The following is a 14,576-nucleotide window of genomic DNA, read 5'->3' as shown; positions in this document are numbered from 1 at the left end:
TCAGCCCCCAAGGAAGGATTTGCGAACTTCGGGATCAGCCAACAGCGCTTTGCCAGTGTCGGTGAAGGCGTTGCGGCCCTGAACGAGGACATAGCCGCGATCCGCGATCTCAAGGGCCTGACGGGCGTTTTGTTCGACCATGAGGATCGAGATGCCGGTCTTGGCGACCTCGATGATGCGGTCGAAGAGTTCGTCCATCACGATGGGCGACACGCCTGCGGTGGGTTCATCCAACATCAGAACCTCGGGCTTGGTCATCAACGCGCGGCCCACGGCGACCTGTTGGCGCTGTCCGCCCGACAATTCGCCCGCCGGTTGGCGGCGTTTGTCCCGCAGGATGGGAAACAGGTCATAGACCTGCTCCATGGTCGTCTTGATGTCGTCGGTCCGGATGAAAGCGCCCATCTCGAGGTTTTCTTCGACCGTCATGGACGTGAAGATATTTGAAGTTTGCGGCACAAATCCCATGCCTTTTGCCACGCGGGCCTGCGGGGTCAGATGGGTGATCTCTTCGCCTTTGAGCCGCACACTGCCGGTGTGGATATTGAGCATCCCAAAGACGGCCTTCATCGCCGTGGATTTGCCGGCGCCATTGGGGCCGACGATGACGGCGATTTCACCGGGGTCTACGGCAATCGTGCAGTCATGAAGGATATCGGCACCTTTGCCGTATCCGCCGGTCATGCCGTCGCCAATGAGGAAGGGTTCAGTCATGTCAGGAGTCTTTCTGCACGATCTGTAGGGAGTGGAGCGCAAAGGCCTCGAACGTGTCTCGATCGATGGCACCGTCTGCAACAGCCACGACGGTCATAAACTTAATCGGGGTGTCGACGAACATCTGTGCCACCCACTTGTAATCCGCAGCATATTTGGGACGTTCGAAATCCAACAGATCACTGCGCAGTGTTGTCTTTGCGACGGTCATGTCATCGAGCATGAAGGTCGTGGAGCCAATTGCCTCGAACGTATCAATTGTAGTGAAGGTCGCACGCTCGCGGGCGACGAATTCGTCGTAAGTCAGTTTAGATTTGAACTGTGGGCCGTGTACGAAGACGTTGACGAAGGCGCGAACGTCGGCTCCGCCGATCACGTCAGGAGCCACGTCAAAGGACGTGATTGATTGGTTTGTCGGTGTCAGGCCGGCAACAGCACACAGCGACACACCGACATTCGTCGGCTGGCAATCGGCAAGTGCAACCGTGCTCCACACGCACAAGAGGGCGGCAATGGTTCGGATCATGCGCTTTTCTTGTTCTTCAGGCCGGTGCCGAGATAGGCCTCGATCACCTGTTCGTTCGCTTTGATTTCGTCGAGCGTGCCTTCGGCCAAGACGCGGCCCTCGGCCATACAGATGACCGGGTCGCAGAGACGGCCGATGAAATCCATGTCGTGTTCGATGACGCAGAACGTGTAGCCGCGTTCTTTGTTCAGCCGGATGATCGCGTCACCGATGGTGTTCAGCAGGGTGCGGTTCACGCCCGCACCAACTTCGTCCAAAAAGACGATCTTGGCGTCGACCATCATGGTTCGACCAAGTTCCAGCAGCTTTTTCTGACCGCCAGACAGGTTACCTGCCTTTTCGTGCGTCAAATGACTGATGGTCAGGAAGTCCAGCACTTCGTCAGCTTTATCTGCCAAGGCCTTTTCCTGCTTGGCAATTTCTCCGCGACGGAACCAGGCGTTCCACAGGTTTTCACCTGCCTGATGGCCCGGGACCATCATCAGATTTTCGCGCACTGTCATCGAGGAAAACTCATGCGCGATCTGGAATGTACGCAGCAGTCCTTTGTGGAACAACTCATGCGGCGGCAGGCCGGTGATGTCTTCACCTGCCATGAATACATGTCCGGATGTAGGTTCAAGATTGCCCGCGATCACATTGAAAAGGGTGGTTTTTCCCGCGCCGTTTGGTCCGATCAAACCGGTGATCGATCCTTCGGCGATTTCCAATGTGGCTCCATCGACGGCGTGAAACCCGCCGAAGTGTTTGTGCAGATCCTCGACTCTGATCAAGGTCCGTCCCCCTCACTGCAAAAACAGCCCGAGATGAAATATCCCGGGCTGTTCAATGGCTTATGCCTTGGTTTTAACGGAAGTTAACGGTTTTGTTTTCACCGTCGGTCACTTCGATCTCGCGATAGGAGCCAGCAGCCTCACCTGGGCCGACCAGTTCCACTGCAGAGCCGCCGACATAGTCGATGTCGCCGCCTGCCCGCAGGATTTCGAGACCTTTGGCAAGCTCACCCGGAAGGATTTGCTCACCTGGTGCGTTGGCCACCTCAAGGATCTTTTCGGCGTAGACCGCTGGGTCTGCTGAACCGGCAGCTTCCATGGCGAACATGAACAGGGCTGCGGCGTCATAGGACTCAGGCGTGTAAGGCGAGGTTGCGTCGAACGCGTCGCCGGCCATCATGGTCAGCTTTTCAATGCCGTCGCCGCCGGAACCCGCGATCTGACCGAACGAACCGTTCAGGTCTGGACCAACGTTTGCGGGCAGCGAGTCACCGATCATGCCGCCTGGAAGGCCGAACTGATCCCATGCACCAGCGTCCAGCGATGCTTGGATAATGCCCAGACCACCTTGGTCAAGGTAGCCAGCCACAACCAGCAGGTCGCCGCCTGCCGCGTCGAGCTCCGCGATTTCAGCCGAGTAGTCGGCTTTGCCGTCTTCGTGCGCGGTCACGATGGTGACTTCACCACCCAGCGCTGTGAACGACGACTCAATCGCGTCTGCAAGGCCTTTGCCGTAGTCGTTGTTGGTGTAGGTCAGAGCAATCGAGCCAATGCCACGCTCTTGCAGAATTTCTGCCATCACCTGACCTTCGCGCGCGTCAGATGGCGCGGTGCGGAAGAACAGGCCGTTGTCTTCAACGGTCGACAGAGCAGGCGATGTTGCCGATGGCGAGATCATGACCATGCCGTTCGGGATGGCGACGTTCGCCAGAACAGCACCGGTCACACCCGAGCAGTCGCCGCCGATCAGGCCGGCGATGCCGTCTGCGATCAGGCGTTCTGCGTTCGACGTGGCCAGACCGTTGTCGATGCAGCCCGTGTCAGCGCGCATGGCTTCGACCATGGCACCATCAAGGATACCGCCGGCTTCGTTAACTTCGTTGATGGCCAGTTCGGCGCCGTCGGCCATTGGACCGGTCAGCGATTCAATTGGTCCGGTGTAGCCCAGCAGCACGCCCAGTTTGATTGGGCTGTGACCACCAGCAAATGCAGACCCTGCAACAAGCGCCGATGCAGCCGACGCCAAAAGCAGCTTTTTCATTCTTTTTCTCCCAAGTTGGATGATTATCCATTCGGGATGCTAGGACGGTGGTTTCCAAAAGGAAAGTGCCGGGACTGCAAGAAAACGCGAAATTGTGTACGGACGCAGCGGCTGACGTTCCTATATGCAACTGCAGGAGGAATTTTCATGCTTCGAGCGCTTCTTGCATCCCTTGTTTTATTGGCCCCTTTACCCGCTGCCGCGCTGGAGACGTCCGCAGGTGACGTTGCGGTAACGCCTATCGTGACGGGTTTGAATGCACCCTGGGCGGTTGGATTTCTGCCGGATGGCGGTGTCCTGATCACTGAGCGTGACGGGCGGCTATGGCACAGGACGGCCTCTGGAGAGATAGTGGATGTCACTGGACTTCCCACTGTGTCGGCTACCGGGCAGGGCGGGCTATTGGATGTGTTGGTGCCCAATGATTTTGCTGCCACCCGCGACCTGTTTTTCAGCGCGGCTGTCGCCCAACGACGCGGCGAAGGGACGGCTTTGATCCGGGCGCAGTTGGCCGATGATGGCGCGTCTCTGACCAATGTGGAAACCATCTTTGAAATGGAGCCTGGGTCCTCAGGTGGCCGCCATTTCGGATCGAGGATTGTCGAAGGTCAGGACGGTTACCTGTACATGACGATCGGCGACCGGGGTGACCGCCCGTCGGCTCAGGATTTGGGCAACGAAAACGGGTCCGTCGTGCGTGTCGCGCGTGACGGGACTGTACCATCCGACAACCCGTTCGTCGGACAGGCGGGTGCGCAACCCGAGATCTGGTCCTACGGGCACCGCAATCCGCAAGGCGCGGCGCTCGATGGCGATGGAAACCTGTGGGTGGTCGAGCACGGTGCGCGCGGTGGGGACGAGGTCAACGCCGTTCGCAAAGGGGGCAATTACGGTTGGCCGGTCATCGCGTATGGGCGTCACTACTCAGGGCGCGCCATAGGTGAAGGCACCGCCAAGGAAGGCATGGAACAGCCTGCGTTCTTTTGGGATCCCTCGATGGCTCCGTCTGGCATGATGATTTATTCCGGCGCACTCTGGCCAGAGTGGGAGGGTGACATGTTCATCGGTTCTCTGAAGTTCGACTACATCTCGCGCCTGGACGGAGACCGCGTGGAAGAGGTTGAACAACTGAGCTCATTCGAAACCAGCCGCGTCAGGGACGTCCGCGAAGCGCCTGACGGGTCCATTTGGTTTCTGAGTGTGGGTGAGGGGACGCTGTTTAGGATGACACCCGCGGAGGCCAGCTAGAACCTTGAAATGATCGTGGACGCGTTTGTGTTAAAGCTGAATTCGATGACAACGAACGCGTCCCCACGGTCGTGGAGAAGAAAGTAAAACCAGAGGTATCCGTCGACATCGTCGTTGTAATAGGCGCGACCTTCTTGGCGAATGCCTCCGCCCAGGTCCACTTCTGAAAAGATCAGGTGTTGGTCGAAATCCGTGGGAAAAAGCGAGTCCAACTGACGCTTCAGCTGGTTCATCTGTTCGATGGTGTATTCATCGCCGCCGCCTAGACGGTTCAAAAGCCGCGCGTAGTCGCGAGCCTCGGTCGTTTGCGTGACAAAGGTGTCGAGCGCCTCGTAACTTTCGAAAAACCCGGGTTTCTCCTGCGCGAATGACGCGGTGCTTGCCCATGCAGAAATGACCATGACAACAGTGAATAAAGCGGCACGCATATGCGCCTCCATTGGCCAAACGAAATAAGATTGGATTTAGGCTAGAGGCGCCGCGGCTTTGCGGCAAGCGGTCTGTCAGACGGACAGTCGCGCGGCCTGCGCGCCACGTTCGCGATACGGTGTGGTATTGTACTGCGCGCGGTAGCACTTGCTGAAATGCGACGGAGAGGCAAAACCACAGGCCAGCGCCACGTTGATCACGCTCATGTCCGTTTGCATCAGCAGGTTGCGCGCCTTTTGGAGCCTCAGTTCCATATAGTAGCGCTTGGGCGAGCGGTTCAGGTACCTGCGGAACAACCTTTCAAGCTGCCGCGTCGACATGCCTACATCCTTTGCCAACAAAGACGGGCTGATCGGCTCTTCGATATTCAACTCCATCTGCTGAATCACTGCCGACAGTTTCGGATGGCGGACGCCGATGCGCGTCGGGATCGACAGGCGTTGGGTGTCCTGATCGGTTCGGATGGAACTATAGATCAATTGGTCGGCAACCGCATTGGCCAAATCTTCGCCATGATCTTCGGCGATAAGCTTGAGCATCAAGTCGATGGACGCTGTGCCACCAGCCGTCGTGATGCGATTGCCGTCCAGAACAAAGACAGACTTGGTCAATTCAACTTCGTCGAACTCTTCGCTGAAACTGTCTTGGTTTTCCCAGTGGATAGTCGCTCTCTTCCCATCCAACAAACCGGCCTTGGCAAGGGAATATCCTGCAGTGCAAAGACCGCCCATCGTCGGGCCGCGGCGCGCTTCGCGACGCAGCCAGTTTACGATCCGCTTGGTCGTTGCCGCCTGCACGTCGATGCCGCCGCAGAGCAACACGGTGTCATCGCGAGACACATCGATAAGGTCGTCGTCGACATTGAATTCGGTCCCTGCAGAACAGGTGACGGTTTCGCCGCCTTCACCGATAAGCGTCCAATCATAAAGGGTCTGCCCCGACATGCGGTTCGCGATCCGCAAGCTTTCGACAGCGCTGGCAAAGCAAAGAAGCGTAAAGTTTTCCAGAAGAACGAACACAAAGCGCCGCGCCTTGCTGCTCGCACGGTCCACTTTGATATGGTCGAAGTCTGTTCGCATAACGCTTTGCCCAGCTTGGTGGTTGTCAAGCCATGCCTAGGTCGCGGATTTGCGTCAAGAGGCCTTTGGCAGAAAGTGAATTCCTATGTGGTCACTTGCTGGCAAGGTCGATATAAGGACGTGCTGATAACGCTAACCCGCCTTGCTGAACCGCAAGGCGCAACTTGATAGGACACGATAGCAATGACTGAGTGGCACAAATCTGACTGGCGCAATAAGCCCCGGGTTCAGATGCCAGAGTATCTGGATATGGACGCGTTGGCCGCTGCAGAAGCCCAACTGGCGCAGTATCCACCGCTCGTCTTTGCGGGCGAAGCACGAACCTTGCGTGACGAACTGGCTGCCGTTTCACGCGGTGAGGCATTCCTTCTGCAAGGGGGTGACTGCGCCGAGAGCTTTGGCGAATTCGGTGCCGATCTGATCCGCGATACGTTCAAAGTCATGTTGCAGATGGCTATGGTCCTGACCTACGGGGCCAAGGTGCCAGTGGTCAAAGTGGGCCGCATGGCAGGTCAGTTCGCCAAACCACGTTCGGCTCCGACCGAGGTGAAAGATGGCGTTGAGTTGCCCAGCTACCGTGGCGACATCATCAACGATTTGGACTTCACGCCAGAGGCCCGCATCCCGAACCCGGAAAAGATGCTCAAAGCCTACACGCAGGCCGCTGCGACGCTGAACCTGCTGCGCGCGTTCTCGAAGGGTGGGTTTGCCAACATCCATCAGGTTCACGCATGGACGCTCGGCTTTACCGAAAAGGACGAGGCGCAGAAATACCGTGCCATGGCCGAGCGTATTTCCGACGCGTTGGATTTCATGGAAACGGCTGGGCTGACCTCTGAAAAGAACCACGAGCTATCGTCGGTTGACTTCTACACAAGCCACGAAGCGCTGCTCTTGGAATACGAAGAGGCGCTGACGCGCGTTGACAGCACGTCGGGCAAATGGCTTGCCGGGTCGGGTCACATGATCTGGATCGGCGACCGCACGCGTCAGCCTGACGGTGCGCATGTTGAATTCTGCCGGGGCGTTCAAAACCCAATCGGATTGAAATGTGGTCCGACGACGACGGCGGATGATCTCAAGGTTCTGATGAACAAGCTGAACCCTGAAAACGAAGCCGGGCGTCTGACCCTGATCGCGCGCTTTGGCGCGGGGCAGGTTGCAGATCACCTGCCACGCCTGATCAAGACGGTGCAGCAAGAGGGAGCAAACGTTGTCTGGTCCTGTGATCCGATGCACGGGAACACGATCAAATCGGCCTCGGGCTATAAGACCCGTCCATTCGAAAGCGTGCTCCGCGAAGTTCAGGAATTCTTCGCAATCCACCGCGCCGAAGGCACGATCCCAGGCGGTGTACATTTTGAGATGACCGGCAAGGATGTGACGGAATGCACCGGCGGTGTCCGTGCAGTCACGGACGAAGATCTGGGAAGTCGTTACCACACAGCCTGCGACCCACGTTTGAATGCAAGCCAGGCGCTGGAACTCGCGTTCCTTGTTGCAGAAGAACTGGGCACAACAGCATCGTCGCGTCAGGCGGCAGCGGTTTAACCAAATCGCCTAAACATCTGAAAGGCCGTCCATTTTGGGCGGCCTTTTGTCGTTAAACGTCTTCCACTCAGGATGCGCAAGGCCAACGCCCGGTGTTACCTCTCATCGTCTTCGACCAAGCGTAGATAGGGCCGTTCAAAAGGCCGCATCCTTGGTGCGGGGGCGAACCGCGCATGTTGTTCTGCCATGCCGATCAAAGATGTTTCTTTGATTTGGGCCGGCGCGCGCCGGGTTGGCATGATGCCCCCCAACGGAATTCTCTTGGGTGCTGCGGCCAATTCAAAACGCCTGGGCGCGCGTCCCATTTTTCCGCGTGTCGGGAAACAGCCTAAAGCACGGCTGATGTCGCCAAGATCGCTTTTGAGAGGCAACAGCATCATCTGACCAAAAAGCATCTCGCGCTGCGCACCTGCGGGGCTAACCACCCCGATTTCAAGGATTTCCGGGCCTGAAAACACGGCTTCAAATGCGCGAGAAACTTCGCTCCGGCTTTCAGCGGTAAACAGACTGGTCAGTGGCATGCCCCGGACATCCATGCCCATCAGTTCCGACAGTTGCGACCCGGCAAGACGAAACCGAATGACGCCTGCGCATGTGCGTTCGACGATGAATGCAAAGTCCAAAGCGGTTTCAATGCCGCGCGGATCGACATCAGAGCGCAGTGGCACCGTTCGGTTTCCGCGCAGGGCCTGCCAATAGGCTTCGACAGCTGCGATCCCTTCGAACCGTCCGCTATTTCGATATTGGCCCATAGTTTTATCCGACTGATCGTCTTGGTTCATTCTGCACACCCGAAGTTACCTGAAAAACGCGCCAAATTGGCACCTTAACCTCCTGTTTAAGTGTCACGAAATCCTTAAAATTGGGACGAATTTTGAACAAAATAGTAAACAGGCCTTGGGTCGCCCTCGCACCGGACGGCAGGTTCCGACATGGGTTGAGCGTCGGTCATATGCGCGCTATCGCTGCGGAACTGGACGGGGAAGGTCACTCATATGCTCAAATCCATGACCGCTTATGCCACGCGCGCCGGATCACATGGGGCGTTTTCGTGGACATGGGAGGTGCGCGGCGTCAACGGTAAGGGATTGGACCTGCGGCTGCGCGCACCAGATTGGATCGAAGGGATTGAGCCTGCCTTCAAGGCCGCCTTGAAGGGACAGGTGGGACGTGGGACGCTTCAGGTGTCGCTGCGCGTGACACGCTCCGACGGGGCAGAGGCGCTGAAACTGGATGAAGCGGCCGTGGCTCAGGTCATGTCGGCTTTGGCCCGGATCGAAGATATGGCGCAAACTGCCGGTCATGCGCTGGCTCCGACGAAGGCGGCAGATGTTTTGACCATGCGCGGTGTACTCGAAGGCGGTACACCCGATGATGGTGGGCCGGAACTGGCCGCTGCCGTGAAGGCCGATATCCCGCATTTGATTGCTGATTTTGTCGCCATGCGTGCGCAGGAAGGCGCTGCACTCAGCGCAATCCTGACAGACCACCTTGCCGTGATATCCGGTCTTGTCGCCTCAGCACAGGCGCATTTGCCGGACCGCGAGGCCGCGCAAAAGGCGCAGTTCGAAGCAGGGCTAAAGCGGTTGATGGCGGATCAGCGCGAGATAGATCCCGACCGCCTTGCACAGGAATTGGCGCAGATCATGATCAAATCCGACGTCATGGAAGAAATCGACCGGTTGCGTGCGCATGTGACGGCGGCCTCAGATCTCTTGCAAAAACGAGAGCCCGTTGGCCGCAAGCTGGATTTCCTGGCTCAGGAGTTCAATCGCGAAGCCAACACGCTGTGTTCCAAATCGGGAACCAAAGAGCTGACGTCGATTGGCGTCGATCTGAAAGTTCGCATCGACCAGATGCGCGAGCAAATCCAGAATGTGGAGTAACCCATGGCGCGCCGCGGCCTGCTGATCATCCTGTCTTCGCCTTCGGGTGCCGGAAAATCCACCTTGGCCAAGCGTCTGCGGGCGTGGGACCCGACGATCCGGTTTTCGGTTTCGGCCACAACACGCAAACCGCGTGACGGTGAGGTGGACGGGCAGGATTATCACTTCACCGATGAAGCCGATTTCAAACGCATGGTGGCCGACAACGAGATGCTCGAACACGCGCATGTCTTTGGCAATTTTTACGGATCACCGCTGGGCCCTGTTCAAGCTGCGATCGATGATGGCTGTGACGTGCTGTTTGATATTGACTGGCAGGGCGCGCAACAGATCAAGAACTCGGTCCTTGGGCCTTATGTTACGAGCATCTTCATCCTGCCGCCGTCGATCAACGAGCTGCGTCGCAGGTTGGAAACGCGGGGCCAGGACGATGACACCGTCATTGCCAAACGCATGCGCAAAAGCTGGGATGAAATCAGCCGGTGGTCTGAATATGACTTTGTGCTGGTGAATGACGATCTGGACGAAACGGATCGCAAGTTGAAAACGATTGTCGAAGCCGTGCGCATGGCGCGGGTCCAACAACCGGATCTCCAAAACCATGCCCGCGCCTTGCAGGCCGAATTCGAGGAGCAGGAATGACACTCTATGCCTTGGGCGATGTGCGCCCGACACTGCCCGCAGGGGAAGACTACTGGATCGCTCCGGACGCCAACGTGATCGGCAACGTGATCGTGCAGGATGCGGTGTCGATTTGGTTCGGCTGCACGCTGCGCGGTGATAACGAACCCATCACCGTCGGGGCCGGCTCCAACATCCAGGAAAACTGCGTGTTGCACACCGATATTGGCTTTCCACTGACCATAGGCGCGGGATGCACCATTGGGCACAAGGCAATGCTGCACGGCTGCACCCTTGGCGAAAACACCCTTATCGGCATGGGAGCCACTGTTCTGAATGGTGCCAAAATCGGCAAGAATTGTTTGATCGGAGCAGGGGCGCTGGTGACCGAAGGCAAGGAAATTCCAGACGGATCAATGGTGCTTGGGGCTCCGGGCAAGGTTGCGAAAGAGTTGAGTGATCAGGTCATCCAAGGACTGCGCGCCTCGGCGTTGCACTATCAAGAAAACATGCGCCGCTTTCGGAGCGAGATGACACCGCTATGACCCAAAAACCTGTTCTTCGTCCGACCGTGCCGACCTCGGCGGCGCGCCCACTGGTGTCGCCGATTCAGCCGGCGGTGGTCTATACAACAGAAACCCCCGACGCGCTTGATGCCCTGTATGAAGGGCAGGCGACTGGTTTTACCTATTCCCGCGAGGGGCACCCGAACGCATCGTCATTGGCCAAGATGATCGACAACATGGAAGATGCGCGCAACGGCATCGTCGTGTCATCAGGCATGGCGGCCGTGGTCATCGCGGTTTTGACCGCGGCAAAGGCTGGTGATCATGTGCTGGGCGGCAATCAGCTTTACGGTCGCTCGTTACGCATGATGAACGAGGAATTGCCAAGGCTCGGGATGGAAACCAGCCTGTTTGATCCGACAGACCTCGCAGCGCTGGAGCAGGCCATCCGGCCCAATACCAGGGTCATCCTGGTCGAAGTCGTATCGAACCCGACACTTCGGGTTGCCGACATGGAAGGTATCATCGCGCTTGCGAAGTCGCGTGGCATCAAGGTGATTGTCGACAACACGTTTACCACCCCTCGCGCCTATCAGCCGCTCACCGCTGGTGCGGATTTTGTGGTGCATTCCGTGACCAAGCTGCTGGCCGGGCATTCAGACGCGCTCTTGGGGTATGTTGCGGCGGCGGACGCTGAGGATGCCGAGCGACTATACGTCATCGCAACAACCTGGGGTTTCACTGCCTGTCCATGGAGTTGCTGGACCGCAGAGCGTGGCATGCTGACGTTTGATTTACGCTTTGCGCAGGCCCAGAGATCGGCAGCGGCCATTGCTGAGGCTTTAAAAGACAGCGGCACTATTGAGCGGGTGATTTACCCGGGCGATCCATCCCATCCCGACCATAATCGCGCGCGCACGCTATTGGGCGAACACGCCGGCAACATGGTATCGTTTCAACTGAAAGGCAATTCGCGCGAGGTGTCGAACGCCTTTGCCCAGGCGGCAGCTCCATTGGCGTTTGCACCGACCTTGGGGGATGTTGCGACGACCATTTCGCATCCTGCTTCATCGTCTCACCGGGCGCTGACCGTCGAAGCAAGGCAAACCCTTGGTATGGGCGAAACGTTCTTTCGCGTGTCTGTCGGCGTCGAGCCGACGGACATGCTGATTGAAACACTCGTTTCAGCGGCAAAGACCGCTACGCAAGCCTGAGATGTCTTAATTCGGGCGCGTGATGCGCAGCTCGATCTCGACACCCGGCGCGGCACTCATGATGTCGCGTTGGATGATGTCGGGGCGGGGCAGTTGCGGCGCGATGACGACATAGCGACCTTCGAACCCGAGGATATCGAGTTGTTCTGCCAATTCTATCGCGTCAAAGGCAGGACCCATGAGCGGGCTGATCACCACATCGGGGTTGGAAATGTCTATCAATTCCGCGCCGAGGTCGTCGAATGATGCGTAAATCGCCTCTGGCCCGGTGGGTAAATCAGGATGCGCAGTCAGCAATTGGGTGACGTCTCCGACAAACAGCACCTTTTCTGCGCCATCGCGAGGCGCAAACAGGTGTCTGATCTGTCCTTTTTGCGCACCCATTGTGGTCGCTCCATCTGTCTGTCACATCCTATATAACTTTTACCCAAGCGGTAAAGCCTAACCCGTCCTCCGCGACAATCAACCTTACGTTGAGTTTTTGACACATGGATCGCAGTAGTATCCTAAAGGCAGTGATAAACGCGTTTCCGCAGCCCAGCCTTTTGGTTGGCCGCTCGGAGCGCATTTTGGTGGCCAATCGCAGTGCCAATAGGGTGTTCAATCGCGACATCACGGGCCTTCATTACACTGCGGTCCTTAGGCAGCCACAATTGGTGACCGCGCTGGAGCGGGCCATGAACAACGGCGATTGCGATGACGTGCGCTACCGCAATCCGACGATTGCCAATGACAACATCTATCGCGCGTCCTTTCGACCTTTGGAAAGCCCGGTAAGCGTGGGTGTCGTTGTCACGTTGGAAGACCTGAGCCACGAAGAGGGCTTGGGCGAAATGCGCAGGGATTTCGTTGCCAATGTCAGCCATGAACTGAGAAGCCCGCTCACAGCAATGACAGGGTTCATCGAAACTCTGCGCGGTCCTGCGGCCAATGATGCCGCAGCCAGAGACACGTTCCTCAAGATGATGGAAACGGAAGCCGCCCGTATGACGCGGCTGGTCGAAGACTTGTTGTCTCTGAGTCGGGTTGAGTCAGAGGCGCGCCTCAAGCCGGATGTCACAACGGATCTGATCGCCGTCTTGAACGAACTTCGCCCCGTGCTGTCTGGATTGGTCGACACCAAGTCCGTGACGCTGGAATTCGTGCTGCCTGAAGAGCCTGTTTTGGTCACCGGCGATCGCGATCAACTCGGGCAGGTGTTTCGCAATCTTCTTGAAAATGCGGTCAAGTACGGCAATCGTCATGTCCGCCTGAGTGTTTCCCTGCCAGAGCGAGAGGCTTTCGTCAGAGGGCCCGCCGTGGTGGTTGACGTCGAGGACGATGGGGATGGCATCGCACCGCATCATGTCCCACGTCTCACCGAGCGCTTTTACCGAGTCGATACACATCGGTCTCGTGCCGAAGGCGGCACAGGCCTTGGACTTGCGATTGTGAAACATATCATCGGCCGACATCGGGGACGGCTCCGGATTTCCAGTGTCCCGGGTGAGGGTAGCACCTTCTCGGTGATCCTGCCTCGGCTATAAAAATAAGGCTTGTCGCCGTTATCCACAGCAAAAGTCGGCGCTGTCATATAACTGTTACGTAACTGTCACAAAAGCATCGCGTGCGCTGCGTAGATGGCCCAACGAGGGGGATAGGAGAGCAATCTCCCACTGACAGGAAACAGGAGCTTCCACACATGTCTTTCATGAAACTGACCGCTTCGGCTGTTGCAATCGCTGCTGTCGCTGGTGCCGCTTCGGCCCGTGACAACGTCCAGATCGCAGGTTCGTCGACCGTTCTGCCATACGCGTCGATCGTTGCTGAAGCCTTCGGTGAAAATACTGATTTCCCAACACCGGTTGTGGAATCGGGCGGTTCGTCTGCTGGCCTCAAGCGGTTCTGCGAAGGTGTTGGTGCAAACACCATCGACATCGCAAACGCATCCCGTGCCATCCGTGAAAAAGAAATCGCAGCTTGTGCCGAAAACGGTGTGACCGACATCATCGAAGTTCGCATCGGCTATGACGGCATCGTATTTGCGTCGCAAACCAACGGCCCGGCCTTCACTGCGTTCACTCCATCGGACATCTTCAACGCGCTTGGCCCAAAGGTCATGGTTGACGGTGAACTGGTCGACAACCCGCACCAGCAATGGTCCGACTTCAACGCCGACCTGCCAGCCGCTGACATCCTGGCCTTCATCCCAGGCACCAAGCACGGCACACGCGAAGTGTTCGAAGAAAAGGTGATCGCAGCGGGCTGTGAAGCCACTGGCGCTTTTGAAGCCATGATGGCCGCGGGCATGTCAGAAGATGATGCAGAGGACGCGTGCCTCGCAGTTCGTACAGACGGCAAGTCGGTCGACATCGACGGTGACTACACCGAGACGCTGGCGCGTATCGACGCCAACACCAACGGTATCGGCGTGTTTGGTTTGTCGTTCTACGAGAACAACACCGACAAGCTGAAAGTCGCGACCATGTCGGGTGTTGCACCTTCGACCGAAACCATCGCGTCGGGTGAGTACCCAGTGTCGCGTCCGTTGTTCTTCTACATCAAGAAGGCCCACATCGGGGTTATCCCAGGCCTGAAAGAATACGCTCAGTTCTTCACGGCTGACGAAATCGCTGGCCCTGACGGCCCATTGGCCGCTTATGGTCTGGTGTCTGATCCAGAGCTGGCCGGCACCCAAGGTATGATTGCTGAAGAGCAAGTCATGGGCGCATCGATGTAATCGACGCAAGTCGAAGACGGCGCGTCATGCGCCGTCTTCACATTTGCTT

General features: G+C 57.5%; 16 protein-coding genes. 8 read left to right on the top strand and 8 right to left on the bottom strand.

Annotated features, from left to right (window positions below; all coding sequences use genetic code 11):
- From FE702_RS03975 to FE702_RS03960, 4 genes are all read right to left on the bottom strand, one after another.
- A complete protein-coding gene (locus FE702_RS03975; RefSeq protein WP_147124979.1) occupies nucleotides 1-714 on the bottom strand; it encodes an ABC transporter ATP-binding protein in 714 nt (237 codons plus the stop codon).
- A 1-nt stretch (nucleotide 715) separates the two neighbouring features.
- Nucleotides 716-1,240, bottom strand: a complete 525-nt coding sequence (locus tag FE702_RS03970) for a hypothetical protein (protein WP_147124978.1) — start codon at nucleotides 1,238-1,240, stop codon at nucleotides 716-718.
- Entirely contained in the window at nucleotides 1,237-2,013 is a 777-nt protein-coding gene (locus tag FE702_RS03965) for an ABC transporter ATP-binding protein (RefSeq protein WP_147124977.1), read from the bottom strand. The genes FE702_RS03970 and FE702_RS03965 overlap by 4 nt, the downstream gene beginning before the upstream one ends.
- A gap of 73 nt (nucleotides 2,014-2,086) precedes the next feature.
- Nucleotides 2,087-3,274 (bottom strand): ABC transporter substrate-binding protein, encoded by a 1,188-nt coding sequence (locus tag FE702_RS03960; protein WP_147124976.1) that lies wholly within the window; start codon nucleotides 3,272-3,274, stop codon nucleotides 2,087-2,089.
- 147 nt (nucleotides 3,275-3,421) lie between these two features.
- Here FE702_RS03960 and FE702_RS03955 point away from each other — a divergent pair, with 147 nt between their 5' ends.
- The gene (locus tag FE702_RS03955; RefSeq protein WP_147124975.1) at nucleotides 3,422-4,522 is read left to right on the top strand and encodes a PQQ-dependent sugar dehydrogenase; all 1,101 of its coding nucleotides are present in this window, start codon (nucleotides 3,422-3,424) and stop codon (nucleotides 4,520-4,522) included.
- Here FE702_RS03955 and FE702_RS03950 read toward each other — a convergent pair.
- Both FE702_RS03950 and FE702_RS03945 read right to left on the bottom strand, forming a co-directional pair.
- A complete protein-coding gene (locus FE702_RS03950; RefSeq protein ID WP_147124974.1) occupies nucleotides 4,519-4,950 on the bottom strand; it encodes a hypothetical protein in 432 nt (143 codons plus the stop codon). The genes FE702_RS03955 and FE702_RS03950 overlap by 4 nt on opposite strands.
- A gap of 75 nt (nucleotides 4,951-5,025) precedes the next feature.
- On the bottom strand, nucleotides 5,026-6,030 hold the full coding sequence (locus FE702_RS03945) for a GlxA family transcriptional regulator (RefSeq protein ID WP_147124973.1): 1,005 nt from the start codon (nucleotides 6,028-6,030) through the stop codon (nucleotides 5,026-5,028).
- Nucleotides 6,031-6,213: 183 nt separating this feature from the next.
- On the opposite strand from FE702_RS03945, the gene FE702_RS03940 reads away from it, so the two are divergent.
- Complete coding sequence (locus tag FE702_RS03940; RefSeq protein WP_147124972.1) at nucleotides 6,214-7,581, top strand: class II 3-deoxy-7-phosphoheptulonate synthase; 1,368 nt, start codon at nucleotides 6,214-6,216, stop codon at nucleotides 7,579-7,581.
- Nucleotides 7,582-7,676: 95 nt separating this feature from the next.
- Here FE702_RS03940 and FE702_RS03935 read toward each other — a convergent pair whose 3' ends face one another.
- The gene (locus tag FE702_RS03935; RefSeq protein WP_147124971.1) at nucleotides 7,677-8,363 is read right to left on the bottom strand and encodes a PAS domain-containing protein; all 687 of its coding nucleotides are present in this window, start codon (nucleotides 8,361-8,363) and stop codon (nucleotides 7,677-7,679) included.
- Between the two features lie 225 nt (nucleotides 8,364-8,588).
- Here FE702_RS03935 and FE702_RS03930 point away from each other — a divergent pair, with 225 nt between their 5' ends.
- The 4 genes from FE702_RS03930 to FE702_RS03915 are packed head-to-tail and all read left to right on the top strand — an operon-like array spanning nucleotide 8,589 to nucleotide 11,808.
- Nucleotides 8,589-9,467 (top strand): YicC/YloC family endoribonuclease, encoded by an 879-nt coding sequence (locus tag FE702_RS03930; RefSeq protein WP_255449579.1) that lies wholly within the window; start codon nucleotides 8,589-8,591, stop codon nucleotides 9,465-9,467.
- A gap of 3 nt (nucleotides 9,468-9,470) precedes the next feature.
- Nucleotides 9,471-10,109 (top strand): guanylate kinase, encoded by a 639-nt coding sequence (gmk, locus tag FE702_RS03925; RefSeq protein WP_147124969.1) that lies wholly within the window; start codon nucleotides 9,471-9,473, stop codon nucleotides 10,107-10,109.
- Nucleotides 10,106-10,633: a gamma carbonic anhydrase family protein gene (locus FE702_RS03920; protein WP_147124968.1), complete on the top strand. Its 528-nt coding sequence runs from the start codon at nucleotides 10,106-10,108 to the stop codon at nucleotides 10,631-10,633. Before gmk ends, FE702_RS03920 begins: the two co-directional genes overlap by 4 nt.
- Complete coding sequence (locus tag FE702_RS03915) at nucleotides 10,630-11,808, top strand: trans-sulfuration enzyme family protein (protein WP_147124967.1); 1,179 nt, start codon at nucleotides 10,630-10,632, stop codon at nucleotides 11,806-11,808. Before FE702_RS03920 ends, FE702_RS03915 begins: the two co-directional genes overlap by 4 nt.
- Before the next feature lie 6 nt (nucleotides 11,809-11,814).
- On the opposite strand, the gene FE702_RS03910 is transcribed toward FE702_RS03915, so the two are convergent.
- A complete protein-coding gene (locus FE702_RS03910) occupies nucleotides 11,815-12,192 on the bottom strand; it encodes a hypothetical protein (protein ID WP_147124966.1) in 378 nt (125 codons plus the stop codon).
- A 131-nt stretch (nucleotides 12,193-12,323) separates the two neighbouring features.
- Between FE702_RS03910 and FE702_RS03905 the strand changes: the two genes are divergently transcribed.
- Both FE702_RS03905 and FE702_RS03900 read left to right on the top strand, forming a co-directional pair.
- The gene (locus tag FE702_RS03905; RefSeq protein WP_255449578.1) at nucleotides 12,324-13,334 is read left to right on the top strand and encodes a sensor histidine kinase; all 1,011 of its coding nucleotides are present in this window, start codon (nucleotides 12,324-12,326) and stop codon (nucleotides 13,332-13,334) included.
- A gap of 155 nt (nucleotides 13,335-13,489) precedes the next feature.
- A complete protein-coding gene (locus FE702_RS03900; protein WP_147124964.1) occupies nucleotides 13,490-14,527 on the top strand; it encodes a substrate-binding domain-containing protein in 1,038 nt (345 codons plus the stop codon).
- The last annotated feature ends 49 nt before the right edge of the window (nucleotides 14,528-14,576 follow it).

Source organism: Shimia ponticola (genome assembly GCF_007995215.1).
GTDB lineage: Bacteria > Pseudomonadota > Alphaproteobacteria > Rhodobacterales > Rhodobacteraceae > Shimia_B > Shimia_B ponticola.
This window is presented reverse-complemented; position numbering and strand designations above follow the sequence as displayed.